Below are 16,815 nucleotides of genomic sequence, written 5' to 3'. Positions count from 1 at the left end.
ACACTTAAACTATCTTAACGAGTACATTCATGAGTGAAATGATTTACGGCATCCATGCGGTGCAGGCCCTGCTTGAGCGTGCGCCTGAGCGCTTTCAGGAGGTCTTTATTCTCAAAGGGCGTGAAGACAAACGCCTGCTGCCGCTGATCCATGCCCTGGAAGCCCAGGGTGTTGTCATCCAGTTGGCGAATCGCCAGTTCCTGGATGAGAAAAGTGAGGGTGCAGTTCATCAGGGAATCATTGCCCGCGTGAAACCGGGTCGTCAGTATCAGGAGAACGATCTGCCGGATCTGATTGCCTCACTTGATCAACCGTTCTTTTTGATCCTCGATGGTGTCACCGATCCGCACAACCTTGGTGCTTGCTTGCGTAGCGCAGACGCTGCCGGTGTGCACGCGGTTATCGTACCGAAAGATCGTTCTGCGCTGCTGAATGCCACGGCGAAAAAAGTAGCCTGCGGTGCTGCTGAAAACGTACCGCTGATCCGCGTGACCAATCTGGCGCGTACCATGCGTATGCTGCAGGAAGAGAATATCTGGATCGTCGGAACCGCCGGTGAAGCGGACCATACTCTGTTCCAGAGCAAAATGACCGGTCGTCTGGCATTGGTGATGGGCGCAGAAGGCGAAGGTATGCGTCGTCTGACCCGCGAACATTGTGATGAGCTGATCAGTATTCCGATGGCGGGGAGCGTTTCATCACTTAACGTTTCTGTTGCGACGGGGATTTGCCTGTTTGAGGCTGTGCGTCAGCGCGGGTAATTGATTCCTCCATTTTCTCAAGCCATCCATCCGGGATGGCTTTTTTGTGACCGCTATCCCAGGCACTCTCTTTGCTGAATGACCATACTTATGGTTACAGCCATTGATGGAGGGAGACGCAATGCACTGGCAAACGCATACCGTTTTTAACCAACCTGTACCACTCAATAACAGCAACTTATACCTGTCGGATGGAGCACTGTGTGAAGCAGTCAACCGCGAGGGCGCGGCCTGGGACAGCGATCTCCTCGCCAGTATTGGTCAGCAATTAGGCACCGCAGAATCGCTTGAACTGGGCAGGTTGGCTAATGCGTATCCGCCTGAATTGCTGCGATACGATCCGCAGGGGCAGCGGTTGGATGATGTGCGCTTTCATCCCGCCTGGCATTTACTGATGCAGGGATTATGCGCCAACCGCGTGCATAATCTTGCCTGGGAAGAGGATGCGCGGCAGGGAACGTTTGTTGCCCGAGCTGCACGTTTTATGCTGCATGCACAGGTGGAAGCGGGAACCTTATGCCCGGTGACCATGACCTTTGCCGCTACGCCGCTGTTACTCCAGATGTTACCTTCGCAATTTCATGACTGGCTGACGCCGCTGCGTAGCGATCGCTACGATTCTCATCTTCTGCCCGGTGGGCAAAAACGCGGCCTGCTGATTGGTATGGGGATGACGGAAAAGCAGGGTGGCTCGGATGTGCTGAGCAATACCACTCAGGCAGAACGGCTGGCGGATGGTGCGTATCGGCTGGTGGGGCATAAATGGTTCTTCTCGGTACCGCAAAGTGACGCCCATCTGGTGCTGGCGCAGGCCAGGGGCGGCTTATCCTGCTTTTTTGTGCCGCGGTTTTTACCTGATGGTCAGCGTAATGCCATTCGCCTTGAGCGGCTGAAGGATAAGTTAGGCAATCGCTCTAATGCCAGCTGTGAGGTTGAATTTCAGGACGCGATGGGCTGGCTGCTGGGAGAAGAAGGTGAAGGTATTCGCCATATTCTGAAAATGGGCGGCATGACGCGTTTTGACTGTGCGCTGGGGAGCCACAGTATGATGCGACGCGCTTTTTCTGTCGCCATTTATCATGCGCATCAACGCCAGGTATTTAGCAAGCCGCTGATTGAGCAACCGATGATGCGACAGGTATTAAGCCGCATGGCGCTTCAACTGGAAGGTCAAACCGCGCTACTGTTTCGCCTGGCGCGGGCCTGGGATCGTCGAACTGATGCGAAAGAAGCGTTGTGGGCCCGGTTGTTCACCCCGGCAGCCAAGTTTTCCATCTGCAAAAGCGGTATGCCGTTTGTTGCAGAGGCCATGGAGGTGCTCGGTGGTGCAGGCTATTGCGAAGAGAGCGAGTTGCCGCGCTTATACCGTGAAATGCCGGTCAACAGCATCTGGGAAGGGTCTGGCAACATCATGTGCCTTGATGTGCTGCGGGTGTTGGCGAAGCAACCTGGTATGGTCGACATGCTCAGCGAGGCCTTTGCCGAGGTCAAAGGGCAAGACAGGCATTACGATCGAATGGTGCGTAAGCTACAGCCGCATTTACACAAACCCAGTGAAGCGCTGGGACGGGAAATTACCCAGCAGCTGTTCCTGCTCGGCTGCGGGACGCAGATGTTGCGTTATGCGTCTCCGCCCGTGGCGCAGGCCTGGTGTCAGATGATGCTGGATACGCGCGGCGGGATGAAGTTGTCTGAACAGGTACAGAATGATTTGCTACTGCGGGCAACGGGGGGATTACGGTAATAATATGCCTGATGGCGACGCTGGCGCGTCTTATCCTGCCTACGTTTAATGTAGCCAGGATAAGTTTACGTCATCCGGCAATCTGTTATGCATAAAGTATGGCCTGTACGCGCCAGTTATCGGGCTGCTGTTCTTCGTACATCTGAATAATCCGGTACCATGAGGCACCTTGCTCATCCGCTTTTAACGCCACAACACGCTCCACATCCTGCGGATTTCCCGCAATGTTACTGACAGATATCTGGCCAATTTCGTTGAGACCCGTTACGCAGTCAGCGCTGGCGAACTCGGCAGACTGTGCCGTGGTATCCACCATTCCAGCAGAAAGCAGCAGTGAGGATAAGGCTAGTGATTGTTTCATCGTCAGCTCCATTATTCGTACCCCTACACGTGGCAGGGCATTCCATCGCGAGAATAAACCTCCAGCTCCCTGCTGTTGGTTTATTGTGCACAGGAAAACGCATAGGGGCGCAAAGCAATGTAAAACTGACTAAATTTCAACCCAATGTTATTTACGATACAAAATGGCTTGTGAATACCATTGGCCTGTTACGATGGTCTCATCGACTAATAAGACAACGTAATAATCAGCTTTAGCCGCAGCGGCTTTGGCGCGGATCTCTGCCAGCGCATCATCTGGAGAACCTCTTACCAACGCGCTCACAACCCCCAATCGCTGTAACCCATTACTCTGGTCACGGCGGATTTCTTGTGGGTGATCGGCGACGGGCGGTGCCGGTTGTGGCGTGCCCTGCAGCACGCTACAGGCGCTTAACAACATCACCAGCATCAAAGAGGCAAACCGACGCATAACTCTATCTCGTTTCCTGATAGCCATAGTGTAGTGCCTTATTAATTTCCCTTTAGGGGGAATGTTCCCGAATTGTTATCTCTCACGCGATTTTCGAATGAAAATGTTGCGAAAGCGTAACCCAGTTCTCAACATTATGAATCATTGCCGCACACATTCACTTGCGTTAAGTATTTCGCCATGGCATACCAGAAAAAAAGAGGCGACAAATGATAGAAATTGAAACACGACAGTTAGCGGGGATCCCCGTCCTGCACGCATTTCCTGCGGATAAACGCAACCTTTCACTCCCCTGCATTATCGTCTACCACGGGTTTACCTCTTCCAGTCTGGTCTACAGCTATTTTGCCGTTGCACTGGCACAGGCCGGGTTTCGGGTCATCATGCCCGATGCGCCCGAGCATGGCACGCGCTTCCACGGAGATGCGCAGGAAAGAATGCACCGCTTCTGGCAGATATTGCAGCAAAACATGCAGGAATTTACGGCGTTACGTGCGGCGTTGGTGGCAGAAAATTGGCTGTTGGATGAACGTCTTGCCGTGGCAGGGGCATCTATGGGGGGCATGACAACGCTGGGCATTATGGCGCGCCATGCCGAGGTGAAATGTGCAGCCTGCCTGATGGGATCGGGCTATTTTACCCGACTTGCCCATACGCTTTTTCCGCCAGTATTGGTACAGACGACGGAGCAGCAGGCGGAATTTGATGCGATTGTCGCGCCACTGGCTGACTGGGAGGTAACGCATCAACTGGAGCGCCTTGCCGACAGACCGCTGCTGTTGTGGCATGGCCAGGATGACGACGTGGTGCCGGCAGTGGAAACCTTCCGCTTACAACAGGCGCTAATCCAGGCAGGTCTGGACAACTCGCTGACCTGCCTGTGGGAAGCAGGCGTACGGCATCGCATCACGCCAGAAGCGCTGGCGGCGACAGTCGCGTTTTTCCGCCAACACCTCTAAACGCGCAGAATAGTCACGCCCTGTGCTTCCAGCTGTTGCAGGATCTCAGGGTTCGCATTTTTGCCGGTAATCAGCATGTCGATTTGATCGGCACGGCTGAACAGCATGCCCGCGCGCTCACCGACCTTGCTGCTATCAACCAGCACCACCAGTTTGCCGACCACGTTAAGCATCTTTTGTTCAGCCATCGCGGTGAGCATATCGGTTTTATACAGTCCGTCAGCGGTCAGTCCTTTACCGCTGGTAAACATCCAGTGTCCGGCATACAGGCTATTCTCGCTGCCTTGTGGGCTCAGCGTGATGGACTGACTTTTGTTGTACTGCCCCCCCATGATGATCACGCTTTCATGCTCCTGGTCGATCAGAAAATTCGCCAGCGGCAGGTAGTTGGTGATGATTTGCACCGGTTTGCCACACATTTCGCGGCCAAGCAGGAACGCCGTTGATCCACAGTTGATCACGACACTTTCACCCGCGTTCACTAACTGGGAAGCGGCTTTGGCAATCCGCACTTTTTCGTCGTGGTTTTGCGCCTGATGCAGATTCATTGGGGTCCAGCGCGGGCGCTGCTGGGTAATGGCTTCTGCACCGTTACGGACTTTCTTGAGCTTGCCGCTTTCGTCGAGTTTATTGATGTCCCGGCGTGCTGTGGCAGGTGAAATGCCCAGACGCTCGATCACATTCTCAACGGTAACAAAGCCCAATTGCGCCAGCATATCCAGCAATATTTGATGTCTTTGTGCTTCAGTCATGAGCTATTCCGATACAAATTGATTTGAAAAGATGATATTTGAAATAGCCTGAAAATACTAAGATAAATGGGTAAAAATGCCGGGAAAACCCGGCATTTTAAGTGCAATCACAGGAAGGATTTAAACGGTAAGTCCGGTTCAATCGTAAAGCAGTCTTCAAAGCCGCGCGGGTAGTGATACTCAAAATTATCTTTGTCCAGCGGCCAGGTGAACTTGCCGCCAACCTGCCAGATAAACGGTTTGAAGCCATACTTCAGCCGGTCTTTTTTCATCTCCCACAGCACGCGGATCTCCTGCGGATCGGCCTGGAAGTTTGACCAGATGTCATGATGGAAGGGGATGACTACTTTTGTATTCAACGCTTCCGCCATACGCAGCATGTCGGAGCTGGTCATTTTGTCGGTGATACCGCGCGGGTTCTCACCGTAGGAGCCCAGTGCGACGTCGATGTGATGCTCGTTGCCGTGCTTTGCATAATAGTTGGAGTAGTGCGAGTCACCGCTGTGATATAGCGTACCGCCCGGCGTTTTGAACAGGTAGTTAACCGCACGTGCATCCATTCCGTCAGGCAGGACGCCTGCCGCTTTTTGATCCGCAGGTAAGGTGATCAATGCCGTACGATCAAACGCGTCGAGCGCATGAATTTCAATATCTTTTACTTTAACGACGTCGCCTGGCTTCACCACGATGCAGCGTTCTTTTGGCACGCCCCAACCCACCCACAGATCCACACAGGTTTGTGGTCCGATAAACGGCACATCGTCGGCACAGTTCTGCATGACGGCGGCAGCAACGTTCACGTCGATATGATCGTTATGATCGTGTGTGGCTAGAACGGCATCGATCTGACGAATGGCGAAAGGATCGAGTACAAACGGCGTGGTGCGCAGGTTTGGCTGGAGTTTCTTCACGCCTGCCATACGCTGCATCTGATGGCCCGTTTTCATCAGTGGATTACCGTGGCTCTGCTTGCCTGTTCCGCACCAAAAATCAACGCAGACGTTAGTCCCGCCTTCCGATTTCAGCCAAATTCCGGTGCAGCCCAGCCACCACATCGCAAAGGTGCCAGGTGCGACCTGTTCCTGTTCGATCTCTTCGTTTAGCCAGCTACCCCACTCCGGGAATGTGCTCAGGATCCATGATTCACGCGTGATACTTTTTACTTTACTCATCGCATTTACCTTCATGTTTGTTCAATTTTAATCAAAATGTGAGTTATTTTGATTAATTCTGACACCATTTTATCAAAATGGCAATGCGTGATTTTTCAACAAAAAGAGAAGGTGTCGATAAGCGTTACAGTGAGATGACGTGATTTATCATCAGTTATAAATTATATTTGATTGTTTTTATTGGATTTATTTTTAACTGATTGGATGTGGATAAAACCATTGCATTCGTAAGTGAATAATTTGCGTACTGCATCACATTTAATCAAATTCAATCTTGATGTGATTACTTTTGAAAATTAGAGTGAGGGCACAACATCCTGGGCATCTGTAATGAATGTTCAGCAACTTCGTCTACTGGAGATCGTTATGGAGATCCTCTACAACATCTTTACCGTCTTTTTTAACCAGGTGATGACCAACGCCCCGCTGCTGTTGGGTATTGTGACCTGCCTCGGTTACATCCTGCTGCGTAAAAGTGTCAGCGTTATCATCAAGGGCACTATCAAAACGATCATCGGCTTTATGCTGCTGCAGGCCGGGTCCGGCATTCTCACCAGCACGTTCAAACCGGTAGTGGCGAAGATGTCTGAGGTTTATGGCATCAACGGGGCGATTTCCGATACCTACGCCTCAATGATGGCAACCATTGAACGCATGGGCGACGCTTATAGCTGGGTGGGCTATGCGGTGCTGTTAGCGCTGGCGCTGAACATCTGTTACGTGTTGCTACGACGGATTACCGGTATTCGCACCATCATGCTGACCGGGCACATCATGTTCCAGCAGGCGGGACTGATTGCGGTCTCTTTCTATATCTTCGGCTATTCCATGTGGACCACTATTATCTGCACGGCGGTGCTGGTGTCGCTCTACTGGGGTATCACCTCCAATATGATGTACAAGCCGACGCAGGAAGTGACCGATGGCTGCGGCTTTTCTATCGGGCACCAGCAGCAGTTTGCGTCGTGGATTGCTTATAAAATCGCACCGTATCTGGGCAAAAAAGAGGAGAGCGTTGAAGACCTTAAGTTGCCAGGCTGGCTGAATATCTTCCACGACAATATCGTCTCGACAGCGATTGTGATGACCATTTTCTTCGGCGCGATCCTGCTCTCTTTCGGTATCGATGTGGTGCAGGCGATGGCGGGGAAAACCCACTGGACGGTCTATATCCTGCAAACCGGCTTCTCGTTTGCGGTGGCCATTTTCATTATTACTCAGGGCGTGCGCATGTTTGTCGCCGAACTCTCTGAAGCCTTTAACGGTATCTCCCAGCGTCTAATCCCAGGGGCGGTACTGGCCATCGACTGTGCGGCCATTTATAGCTTCGCGCCAAACGCTGTGGTTTGGGGCTTTATGTGGGGCACCATTGGCCAACTGATTGCTGTCGGGATTCTGGTTGGTGTCGGCTCTTCCATTCTGATCATTCCAGGCTTTATCCCGATGTTCTTCTCTAACGCCACTATTGGCGTGTTTGCTAACCACTTTGGCGGCTGGCGTGCGGCGCTCAAGATTTGCCTGGTGATGGGGATGATTGAAATCTTCGGCTGCGTCTGGGCGGTAAAACTTACCGGTATGAGCGCCTGGATGGGCATGGCGGACTGGTCAATTCTGGCACCGCCGATGATGCAGGGCTTCGCCTCCATTGGGCTGATTTTTATGGCCGTCATTATTGTGATTGCACTGGCTTATATGTTCTTCGCTGGACGCGCGTTGCGCGCTGAAGAAGACGCAGAAAAACAACTGGCAGAACAGTCTGCTTAATAAGGAGTTCCGATTATGACCGTACGTATTCTGGCTGTATGTGGCAATGGGCAAGGCAGCTCCATGATCATGAAAATGAAAGTGGACCAGTTTTTAACCCAGTCAAATATCGACCACACGGTGAACAGCTGCGCGGTGGGGGAATACAAAAGTGAACTGAGCGGCGCAGATATCATCATCGCCTCCACCCATATCGCCGGTGAGATCACCGTTACCGGCAATAAATACGTGGTGGGCGTACGCAATATGCTGTCGCCTGCTGACTTTGGTCCGAAGCTGCTGGAAGTGATCAAAGAACATTTCCCGAAGGATGTGAAGTAAGGACGCGCCATGAAATTACGTGATTCGCTGGCGGAAAATAACGCCATCCTTTTACAGGCCGACGCCAGTACCTGGCAGGAAGCGGTCAAGCTGAGCGTTGATCTGCTGGTTAAGGCTGATGTGGTTGAGCCGCGCTACTACCAGGCCATTCTTGATGGTGTTGAGCAGTTTGGCCCGTATTTTGTTATTGCGCCGGGTCTGGCGATGCCGCACGGGCGCCCGGAAGAGGGCGTCAAGAAAACCGGTTTTGCGCTGGTGACCCTGAAAACGCCGCTGGTCTTTAACCACGAAGATAACGACCCGGTCGATATTCTGATAACGATGGCGGCGGTTGACGCTAACACCCATCAGGAAGTGGGCATCATGCAGATCGTCAACCTGTTTGACGATGAAGCTAACTTCGACCGTTTACGCGCCTGTCGCACCGCGCAGGAAGTACTGGATTTAATTGATAACGCCACCGCGGCGGCTGTTTAAAAGGAACACCAAAATGTCATTACCTATGTTGCAGGTTGCGCTGGATAACCAATCCATGTCTTCCGCGTATGAAACGACACGCCTGATTGCCGATGAAGTAGACATTATTGAAGTGGGTACCATTCTTTGCGTTGCCGAAGGCGTGCGTGCGGTTCGCGATCTGAAAGCGCTGTATCCGCATAAAATCGTGCTGGCAGACGCCAAAATCGCCGACGCGGGAAAAATTCTCTCCCGCATGTGTTTTGAAGCCAACGCGGATTGGGTGACAGTTATCTGCTGTGCAGATATCAATACCACCAAAGGTGCGCTGGACGTGGCGAAAGAGTTCAATGGCGACGTGCAGATTGAACTGACCGGCTACTGGACCTGGGAGCAAGCGCAGGAGTGGCGTGAAGCGGGCATTCAACAGGTGGTGTATCACCGCAGTCGCGATGCGCAGGCCGCAGGTGTGGCGTGGGGTGACGCGGATATCAGCGCCATCAAACGTTTGTCTGATATGGGCTTTAAGGTCACGGTAACCGGTGGTCTGGCGCTGGAAGATCTGCCGCTGTTCAAAGGCATTCCGATTCACGTCTTTATCGCGGGTCGCAGCATTCGCGATGCCGCTTCCCCGGTTGAAGCCGCGCGTCAGTTTAAACACTCTATTGCCCAGCTTTGGGGCTAAGGAGCAATTATGCTGTCGAAACAAATTCCGCTCGGCATCTACGAAAAAGCACTCCCCGCCGGAGAGTGCTGGATGGAGCGGCTACAGCTTGCGAAAACGCTGGGTTTTGACTTCGTTGAGATGTCAGTAGATGAAACCGACGCTCGCCTGGCGCGTCTCGACTGGAGCCGTGAGCAGCGTCTGACGTTGGTTAACGCCGTTGCCGAAACCGGCGTGCGGGTACCGTCGATGTGCCTGAGCGCCCATCGTCGCTTCCCGCTCGGCAGTGAAGATGACGTGGTACGTGCGCAGGGGCTGGAGATCATGCGTAAAGCGATCCAGTTCGCCCAGGACGTCGGCATTCGAGTCATCCAACTGGCGGGCTATGACGTTTACTATCAAGAAGCCAACAACGAGACGCGTCGGCGTTTTCGTGACGGGCTGAAAGAGAGCGTCGAGATGGCGAGCCGCGCACAGGTGACGCTGGCGATGGAGATCATGGATTACCCGCTGATGAACTCGATCAGCAAGGCGCTAGGCTACGCGCACTACCTGAATAACCCGTGGTTCCAGCTTTACCCGGATATCGGCAATCTGTCGGCGTGGGATAACGACGTGCAGATGGAGCTACAGGCCGGAATCGGACACATCGTCGCCGTACACGTGAAAGACACTAAACCCGGCGTATTCAAGAACGTACCGTTTGGCGAGGGCGTTGTCGATTTCGAGCGTTGTTTTGAGACGCTCAAGCAGAGTGGCTATTGCGGACCCTATCTGATTGAGATGTGGAGTGAAACCACTGACGACCCTGCGCTCGAAGTGGCGAAAGCGCGTGACTGGGTGAAGGCCCGAATGGCAAGCGCAGGTCTGGTGGAGGCGGCGTAATGCAAAAGCTTAAACAGCAGGTGTTCGAAGCCAATATGGATCTGCCGCGCTATGGCCTCGTGACTTTTACCTGGGGTAACGTCAGCGCTATCGACCGCGAACGCGGGCGGGTGGTAATCAAGCCCAGCGGTGTCGCCTATACGCATATGACAGTAGACGATATGGTGGTGGTGGATATGTCAGGGAAAGTGGTGGAGGGTGGCTATCGCCCTTCCTCTGATACCGCGACTCATCTGGCGCTGTATCAGCGTTATCCATCGCTTGGCGGCGTAGTGCATACCCACTCTACTCACGCCACAGCATGGGCGCAGGCGGGGCAGGCGATCCCGGCGCTGGGAACCACCCATGCGGATTACTTCTTTGGCGACATTCCCTGCACCAGGGCGTTAACGGCAGACGAAGTACAGGGCGAATATGAGCTGAACACCGGTAAGGTGATCGTCGAGACGCTGGGCGATGTTGAGCCATTGCATACGCCGGGCATCGTGGTTTATCAACACGGCCCGTTTGCCTGGGGAAAAGATGCCCAGGACGCGGTGCATAACGCGGTGGTGATGGAAGAGGTGGCGAAGATGGCGTGGATTGCGCGCGGCATTAACCCAGCGCTTAACGCCATCGACGATTATCTGATGAATAAACACTTCATGCGTAAGCACGGCCCGAACGCCTATTACGGACAGAAGTAACAAAACGCCCCGGAGCTAAATCTTTAAGGGGATGTTATCGGTCTGGCTTCGGCGGCGTTTTACTGCAAAAAAAGCCCCCAATCAAGGGGGCAAGTCAAACTGTGGCAATGTTCTCGTTGGTTATTTCTGGGTAGCTAGCGATAAATATCCGCGCTGGCGTGCATATTTCCGTTACTTCCGGGTTCCCTGGTGAGGATCACGTGGTAGTAGGTTGCGCCTTGCGCATCTGTTTCTTCATTCAGGGCCTGATTTGCTTCACTTTCAGTGGCGAAGTTATGGTTTATGTAAATCACGCCTAAGCTCTGCACATCATCCATATTCCTGGCCTGACGATGGGTAATTTCAATGGCTGCCATTGCATTTGCACTGAGCAATAGCACCGCCAAAAGGGTCAACACACGGACTCGCATAGATACCTCCTCGACCGCGGTCTCTGGTTAGTGCTCTCCTGTGAGTGGATAACTTCTGATTTAATTTTAACCACAACCGACAGAGTCGATAGCGACCATTTCTGATGCAGTTGTTCAAAAAATTACCGCATTGCCGTCTTTCCTTTAATTAACAATCAACTGATGCCTTCCGCTACGGTAAAAAAATTCCTGTTTCCCTGGCATAAGCTCTTACCAAATGGTCAATTTAACTGGGAGAGTACGCCGTTTATAGTTAGCTGAAAAATAATGTAACTTCATGATTATAAGGCAAAAACTTATGGATACTTCATTCATGGATTTCAGCTACTTCGTGATTATGTTTATGGTTGCGCTGGTGGCGGGTTTTATTAATGTGGTTTCAGGGGGCGGTGGATTTCTTTCAATTGGTGCATTACTGATCTCCGGTTTACCGCCGGCCAATGCGCTGGCGACCAATAAAATCCAGGCTCTGGGTAGTTCACTCACCTCCGGGATTTACTTTTTGCGCCGGGGGCATATCAACGTGCAGGAACACAAGTATGTGTTCTTATCTGCCTTTATCGGTTCCGCGCTGGGTACCACACTGATTCAGTTCATTGAGCCGGACCTGCTAAAAAAGCTGCTGCCGGTGCTGATAATTACCGTCGCCATCTACTTTATTTTTGCCCCTAACCTGAGCGAACCAAAAAGAAAGCAGCAGGTATCGCTGTTTCTCTTTTCACTTATCGGCGGTGGGTGCGTAGGTTTTTATGACGGTTTTCTCGGCGCAGGGGCCGGTTCCTTGTATACGCTCTGCTATATCACGTTATGGGGATACAGCATCGATAAGGCGCAAATTCACTCCAATTTTATTAATCTGGCGTCGAACATCGCCTCTATTCTGTTCTTCATTTTCGGCGGTAAAATGATCTGGTCGCTGGGACTGGTGATGTTCGTTGGGCAATCTCTCGGTGCGCGTCTTGGAGCCTCGGTGGTACTAACGCGTGGGAAGAAAGTCATCCGGCCGATGATAGTGATTGTCTCGATTTGCATCAGTGTCAAAATGCTGGTGGATATGTATTAATGACGGTTTGATAAATATTCATACAATCACCTTGAGTTTACCTGCTACCGCCAGTATTATGACGCGTCATTTTTCAGCCGACCTTTAACACGTTCCTTGCCTCCATGGGCCTCGGCTGACCCAGACAGGAGGCTGAATAATCCGTAAGGAGCAATTCGATGCGTCATTACGAAATCGTTTTTATGGTCCATCCTGACCAGAGCGAACAGGTTCCGGGTATGATCGAACGCTACACTGGTGCAATCACTGCAGCAGAAGGCACGATCCACCGTCTGGAAGACTGGGGCCGCCGTCAGCTGGCTTACCCGATCAACAAACTGCACAAAGCTCACTACGTTCTGCTGAACGTTGAAGCGCCGCAGGAAGTTATCGATGAGCTGGAAACAAACTTCCGCTTCAACGATGCCGTTATCCGTAGCATGGTAATGCGTACTAAGCACGCTGTTACCGAAGCATCTCCGATGGTTAAAGCGAAAGACGAGCGTCGTGAACGTCGCGATGATTTCGCTAACGAAACCGCAGATGATGCTGAAGCTGGGGATTCTGAAGAGTAATTTCTGATGACCAACCGTCTGGTGTTATCTGGCACAGTGTGCAGGACGCCGCTTCGCAAGGTCAGCCCATCAGGAATTCCTCATTGCCAGTTCGTGCTTGAGCATCGTTCTGTGCAGGAGGAAGCCGGTTTCCACCGGCAGGCGTGGTGCCAAATGCCCGTTATTATTAGCGGACACGAAAACCAGGCCATTACTCACAGTATAACGGTCGGTAGCGCAGTAACTGTTCAGGGGTTCATTTCTTGCCACAAGGCAAAGAACGGCCTGAGCAAAATGGTTCTGCATGCCGAGCAGATTGAATTGATAGATTCTGGAGACTAGCCATATGGCACGTTATTTCCGTCGTCGCAAGTTCTGCCGTTTCACCGCGGAAGGCGTTGTTGAGATTGATTACAAAGACATCGCAACGTTGAAAAACTACATTACCGAAAGCGGTAAAATTGTCCCGAGCCGTATCACCGGTACTCGTGCAAAATACCAGCGTCAGCTGGCTCGCTGCATCAAGCGCGCTCGCTACCTGTCCCTGCTGCCGTATACCGATCGTCATCAGTAATCGGCCGCTGTCTATTAACGACTTTAAGAGGATAAGGTAATGCAAGTTATTCTGCTTGATAAAGTAGCAAACCTGGGTAGCCTGGGTGATCAGGTTAACGTTAAAGCGGGCTACGCTCGTAACTTCCTGGTACCACAGGGTAAAGCTGTTCCTGCTACCAAGAAAAACGTTGAATTCTTCGAAGCACGTCGCGCTGAACTGGAAGCCAAACTGGCTGACGTTCTGTCTGCTGCTGAAGCTCGCGCTGAGAAAATCAATGCACTGGAAACCGTAACCATCGCGTCTAAAGCAGGCGACGAAGGTAAACTGTTCGGTTCCATCGGTACTCGCGACATCGCTGACGCTGTAACTGCAGCTGGCGTTGAAGTGGCTAAGAGCGAAGTTCGTCTGCCGAACGGCGTTCTGCGTACCACTGGCGAGCACGAAGTGAGCTTCCAGGTTCACAGCGAAGTGTTTGCTAAGCTGACTGTAAACGTAGTTGCAGAATAAGTTTTTATTCTAAAAACCGCGTAAAAGCGCCGGCCTTGTGCCGGCGTTTTGCTTTTCTGCCCTCCTGTTTTTCGCTCTGGCTATTCTTTATCCTTTTCGCGATAATCATAAAAATAAAACACAATTTCAAAGTGGTGATGGCATGGATACAACGCACCAACCTCTGTTCGCGCGTAAAAACGTGGTCTACCTGAGCGCGGCATTTTGCTGCCTGCTGTGGGGGAGCGCCTATCCGGCGATTAAAAGCGGATATGAGATTTTCCAGATTGCCACCGATGATATTCCGTCAAAGATTGTTTTTGCCGGATACCGCTTCTTATTTGCAGGATTATTACTGTTGCTGCTGGCGATGGCGCAGCGCAAACCCATTGGCAGGTTAAGTCCGCGTCAATTTGGTCAGCTTACGCTGCTGGGGCTGACACAAACCTCGCTGCAGTACATCTTCTTCTATATTGGTCTGGCCTTCACCACAGGTGTGAAAGGCTCAATCATGAACGCCACTGGAACGTTCTTTAGCGTGCTGCTGGCCCACTTTATCTATCAGAACGATAAGCTGAGCTACAACAAAGCATTGGGCTGCATTCTGGGCTTTGCTGGCGTGATGGTGGTGAATTTTAACAGTGGGCTGATGGATTTTAGCTTTACCCTGTTAGGAGACGGTTCAGTGGTATTGGCGGCCTTTATTCTCTCTGCCGCTACGCTGTACGGAAAACGTATTTCGCAGACGGTTGACCCGACGGTAATGACGGGGTATCAGCTGGGGATGGGCGGTCTGGCTCTGGTTATCGGTGGCTACGCTTTTGGCGGAACGCTTACCGTCCACGGCTCTGCATCGGTGGCGATTCTGGGCTACCTGACGCTGCTCTCCTCAGTGGCGTTCGCACTATGGAGTATTCTGCTCAAATACAACCGTGTGGGAATGATCGCGCCGTTTAACTTCCTGATCCCGGTCTCTGGTGCGGTGCTGTCGTCGATTTTTCTTGGTGAGAACATTCTCGAATGGAAATACGCAGTGGCGCTGGTGTTGGTCTGTTCGGGGATTTGGTGGGTGAATAAGGTGAAGCGGTAACGCCTGATGGCACTACCGCTTATCAGGCCTACAATCGCGGGGGCCGTAGGCCGGGTAAGGCGAAGCCGCCGCCCGGCAATCAGTACATTTAACGCGCGCGAATAAAGCTGCCGTTAGGCTGGCGGGTAAACAGCACCTGCTGGCCGTTGCCGGTATCAATGGTTAACCCCGTGACCACGCCATTGGCATTCTGCCTGATTTGTATCATCTGACCGTCTTTCAGGTTGCTCAGCGGTTTTCCGGTACCTTCAACCTGTGCCATGGCATACACATCAGTCGGTGGAAGATTATGGTCACGGAACACCTGGGCTAGCGTTTTTCCGGAGTCTACACGGTAGGTACGCCATTGTTGGTCAATCCCGCTATCAGGCTGAAAAGGCTGCGTCTGAGGCTGGGACTGCGGCTGCGCGTCGGGATCGCCTTCCTGGATGGGTTCCGGTGCGACCGGTGCCATCTGACCCGGATCGTTTTGCGGGGCGACCAGCTGCGCCTGCAGCTGAGCTTCAGTGGGTGGCTGCGATTGCGACTGGAGATCCAACTGGGCATCACGTGTGACCGCAGGAGTATCGCTGGTATCGTTGGAAGGGAGCAGGAAACCTATCACCAGCACGATAGCGGCAGCAATAATGCCGCGGCGATGCATAGGCGGTAGCGGGTCCATAATGCGAAAATTGTCCGGTGCATGCCAGATTTTCGCCAGGGTTGGTTTTAATTCAAAGCGCCCGGGCATGGCTTTCCTCCTGCTCCGCGTCTCGTTCCTGAATCATAGAGTATAGATGCCTGATTCTATGATATTTGCCTTCATGCCCGCTTTCGTGACGTCAACGCGGGATATTCCTATTGTTTATGTTTCCTCGCGATTTGTCATCTGTTCCCGAGACAAAGTTTTACCGGATGCGGCATGGCTGCTATGCTGCCCGCTACTTTACCTCCGATGAAAGGAAATATGATGGCCACCCCGACTTTTGACACTATCGAAGCGCAAGCAAGCTACGGCATTGGTTTGCAGGTAGGACAGCAGCTGAGCGAATCCGGTCTGGAAGGGCTGTTGCCTGAAGCGCTGGTTGCGGGTATTGCTGACGCGCTGGAAGGCAAACATCCAGCTGTGCCGGTTGACGTTGTGCACCGTGCGCTGCGTGAAATCCACGAACGTGCTGATGCGGTCCGTCGTGAGCGTTTCCAGTCTATGGCTGCTGATGGCGTCAAATATCTGGAAGAAAACCGTGAGAAAGACGGTGTAAACAGCACTGAATCCGGTCTGCAGTTCCGCGTTCTGACGCAGGGCGAAGGGGCTATTCCGGCACGTACCGACCGTGTACGCGTGCACTACACCGGTAAGCTGATCGACGGTACCGTGTTCGACAGCTCCGTTGCCCGTGGTGAACCGGCTGAATTCCCGGTTAACGGCGTTATCCCTGGCTGGATTGAAGCGCTGACCCTGATGCCGGTGGGTTCCAAATGGGAGCTGACTATCCCTCAGGAACTGGCCTACGGCGAGCGTGGCGCGGGTGCGTCCATTCCTCCGTTCAGCACGCTGGTCTTCGACGTTGAGCTGCTTGAAATCCTGTAAGCAGTGACTTCTGTTCCCCTCAGCCTTGAGGGGAGCAGAGAAATAGCGTGAAAAGCTATAGTTATACCGATATCGATATTTTATCTTGCAAATAGCGCACTTGCGCGTATTTTTGTGAGCTGATTCGCGCTA

At 52.5% G+C, this 16,815-nt stretch carries 22 protein-coding genes; 16 read left to right on the top strand and 6 right to left on the bottom strand.

Annotated elements, in window-relative coordinates; genetic code table 11:
* Positions 1 to 29 precede the first annotated feature (29 nt).
* Together rlmB and QNN86_RS22030 are read left to right on the top strand one after the other, a co-directional pair.
* Positions 30 to 761, top strand: coding sequence for a 23S rRNA (guanosine(2251)-2'-O)-methyltransferase RlmB (gene rlmB, locus QNN86_RS22035; protein ID WP_096758580.1), 732 nt, complete (start codon positions 30 to 32; stop codon positions 759 to 761).
* A gap of 121 nt (positions 762 to 882) precedes the next feature.
* The gene (locus QNN86_RS22030) at positions 883 to 2,505 is read left to right on the top strand and encodes an isovaleryl-CoA dehydrogenase (RefSeq protein WP_181618476.1); all 1,623 of its coding nucleotides are present in this window, start codon (positions 883 to 885) and stop codon (positions 2,503 to 2,505) included.
* Between the two features lie 85 nt (positions 2,506 to 2,590).
* On the opposite strand, the gene yjfN is transcribed toward QNN86_RS22030, so the two are convergent.
* Both yjfN and bsmA read right to left on the bottom strand, forming a co-directional pair.
* Positions 2,591 to 2,866 (bottom strand): DUF1471 family protease activator YjfN, encoded by a 276-nt coding sequence (yjfN, locus tag QNN86_RS22025; RefSeq protein WP_135912687.1) that lies wholly within the window; start codon positions 2,864 to 2,866, stop codon positions 2,591 to 2,593.
* Positions 2,867 to 3,013: 147 nt separating this feature from the next.
* On the bottom strand, positions 3,014 to 3,343 hold the full coding sequence (gene bsmA, locus QNN86_RS22020; protein WP_096758571.1) for a biofilm peroxide resistance protein BsmA: 330 nt from the start codon (positions 3,341 to 3,343) through the stop codon (positions 3,014 to 3,016).
* Between the two features lie 182 nt (positions 3,344 to 3,525).
* Between bsmA and yjfP the strand changes: the two genes are divergently transcribed.
* Positions 3,526 to 4,275, top strand: coding sequence for an esterase (gene yjfP, locus QNN86_RS22015; RefSeq protein WP_414212337.1), 750 nt, complete (start codon positions 3,526 to 3,528; stop codon positions 4,273 to 4,275).
* Here the strand turns inward: yjfP and ulaR are convergent.
* Together ulaR and ulaG are read right to left on the bottom strand one after the other, a co-directional pair.
* Positions 4,272 to 5,027, bottom strand: coding sequence for an HTH-type transcriptional regulator UlaR (gene ulaR / locus QNN86_RS22010; protein WP_096758569.1), 756 nt, complete (start codon positions 5,025 to 5,027; stop codon positions 4,272 to 4,274). The two genes, yjfP and ulaR, sit on opposite strands and share 4 nt — an antisense overlap.
* A 107-nt stretch (positions 5,028 to 5,134) precedes the next feature.
* Positions 5,135 to 6,199, bottom strand: coding sequence for an L-ascorbate 6-phosphate lactonase (gene ulaG / locus QNN86_RS22005; protein WP_181618479.1), 1,065 nt, complete (start codon positions 6,197 to 6,199; stop codon positions 5,135 to 5,137).
* 366 nt (positions 6,200 to 6,565) lie between these two features.
* Here ulaG and ulaA point away from each other — a divergent pair, with 366 nt between their 5' ends.
* From ulaA to QNN86_RS21975, 6 genes are read left to right on the top strand one after another with little or no spacing between them, the layout of a single operon-like run.
* Positions 6,566 to 7,963 (top strand): PTS ascorbate transporter subunit IIC, encoded by a 1,398-nt coding sequence (gene ulaA / locus QNN86_RS22000; RefSeq protein WP_181619443.1) that lies wholly within the window; start codon positions 6,566 to 6,568, stop codon positions 7,961 to 7,963.
* Positions 7,964 to 7,978: 15 nt separating this feature from the next.
* Complete coding sequence (gene ulaB, locus QNN86_RS21995; RefSeq protein ID WP_135323398.1) at positions 7,979 to 8,284, top strand: PTS ascorbate transporter subunit IIB; 306 nt, start codon at positions 7,979 to 7,981, stop codon at positions 8,282 to 8,284.
* A gap of 9 nt (positions 8,285 to 8,293) precedes the next feature.
* On the top strand, positions 8,294 to 8,761 hold the full coding sequence (ulaC, locus tag QNN86_RS21990; protein ID WP_181618480.1) for a PTS ascorbate transporter subunit IIA: 468 nt from the start codon (positions 8,294 to 8,296) through the stop codon (positions 8,759 to 8,761).
* A 13-nt stretch (positions 8,762 to 8,774) separates the two neighbouring features.
* A complete protein-coding gene (gene ulaD / locus QNN86_RS21985; protein WP_414212336.1) occupies positions 8,775 to 9,425 on the top strand; it encodes a 3-keto-L-gulonate-6-phosphate decarboxylase UlaD in 651 nt (216 codons plus the stop codon).
* 9 nt (positions 9,426 to 9,434) lie between these two features.
* Entirely contained in the window at positions 9,435 to 10,289 is an 855-nt protein-coding gene (gene ulaE, locus QNN86_RS21980) for an L-ribulose-5-phosphate 3-epimerase UlaE (RefSeq protein ID WP_414212335.1), read from the top strand.
* Positions 10,289 to 10,975, top strand: a complete 687-nt coding sequence (locus QNN86_RS21975; protein ID WP_414212334.1) for an L-ribulose-5-phosphate 4-epimerase — start codon at positions 10,289 to 10,291, stop codon at positions 10,973 to 10,975. The genes ulaE and QNN86_RS21975 overlap by 1 nt, the downstream gene beginning before the upstream one ends.
* A 134-nt stretch (positions 10,976 to 11,109) precedes the next feature.
* On the opposite strand, the gene yjfY is transcribed toward QNN86_RS21975, so the two are convergent.
* Positions 11,110 to 11,385, bottom strand: a complete 276-nt coding sequence (gene yjfY, locus QNN86_RS21970; RefSeq protein WP_181618483.1) for a DUF1471 family protein YjfY — start codon at positions 11,383 to 11,385, stop codon at positions 11,110 to 11,112.
* A gap of 298 nt (positions 11,386 to 11,683) precedes the next feature.
* Between yjfY and QNN86_RS21965 the strand changes: the two genes are divergently transcribed.
* From QNN86_RS21965 to QNN86_RS21940, 6 genes are all read left to right on the top strand, one after another.
* Positions 11,684 to 12,448 (top strand): TSUP family transporter, encoded by a 765-nt coding sequence (locus QNN86_RS21965; protein WP_153880279.1) that lies wholly within the window; start codon positions 11,684 to 11,686, stop codon positions 12,446 to 12,448.
* A gap of 158 nt (positions 12,449 to 12,606) precedes the next feature.
* Complete coding sequence (rpsF, locus tag QNN86_RS21960; protein ID WP_096758559.1) at positions 12,607 to 13,002, top strand: 30S ribosomal protein S6; 396 nt, start codon at positions 12,607 to 12,609, stop codon at positions 13,000 to 13,002.
* Between the two features lie 6 nt (positions 13,003 to 13,008).
* Positions 13,009 to 13,323: a primosomal replication protein N gene (gene priB / locus QNN86_RS21955; RefSeq protein WP_096758558.1), complete on the top strand. Its 315-nt coding sequence runs from the start codon at positions 13,009 to 13,011 to the stop codon at positions 13,321 to 13,323.
* 4 nt (positions 13,324 to 13,327) lie between these two features.
* Positions 13,328 to 13,555 (top strand): 30S ribosomal protein S18, encoded by a 228-nt coding sequence (rpsR, locus tag QNN86_RS21950; protein WP_002210155.1) that lies wholly within the window; start codon positions 13,328 to 13,330, stop codon positions 13,553 to 13,555.
* 39 nt (positions 13,556 to 13,594) lie between these two features.
* The gene (rplI, locus tag QNN86_RS21945; protein WP_003025676.1) at positions 13,595 to 14,044 is read left to right on the top strand and encodes a 50S ribosomal protein L9; all 450 of its coding nucleotides are present in this window, start codon (positions 13,595 to 13,597) and stop codon (positions 14,042 to 14,044) included.
* Positions 14,045 to 14,186: 142 nt separating this feature from the next.
* Positions 14,187 to 15,113, top strand: a complete 927-nt coding sequence (locus QNN86_RS21940) for a DMT family transporter (RefSeq protein WP_096759481.1) — start codon at positions 14,187 to 14,189, stop codon at positions 15,111 to 15,113.
* 88 nt (positions 15,114 to 15,201) lie between these two features.
* On the opposite strand, the gene QNN86_RS21935 is transcribed toward QNN86_RS21940, so the two are convergent.
* Positions 15,202 to 15,843 (bottom strand): LysM-like peptidoglycan-binding domain-containing protein, encoded by a 642-nt coding sequence (locus QNN86_RS21935; protein ID WP_414212333.1) that lies wholly within the window; start codon positions 15,841 to 15,843, stop codon positions 15,202 to 15,204.
* A gap of 219 nt (positions 15,844 to 16,062) precedes the next feature.
* On the opposite strand from QNN86_RS21935, the gene fklB reads away from it, so the two are divergent.
* On the top strand, positions 16,063 to 16,683 hold the full coding sequence (gene fklB / locus QNN86_RS21930; RefSeq protein ID WP_168246986.1) for an FKBP-type peptidyl-prolyl cis-trans isomerase: 621 nt from the start codon (positions 16,063 to 16,065) through the stop codon (positions 16,681 to 16,683).
* The last annotated feature ends 132 nt before the right edge of the window (positions 16,684 to 16,815 follow it).

Source organism: Citrobacter sp. C348 (assembly GCF_047467975.1).
Classification (GTDB): Bacteria; Pseudomonadota; Gammaproteobacteria; order Enterobacterales; family Enterobacteriaceae; genus Citrobacter; species Citrobacter gillenii.
This window is presented reverse-complemented; position numbering and strand designations above follow the sequence as displayed.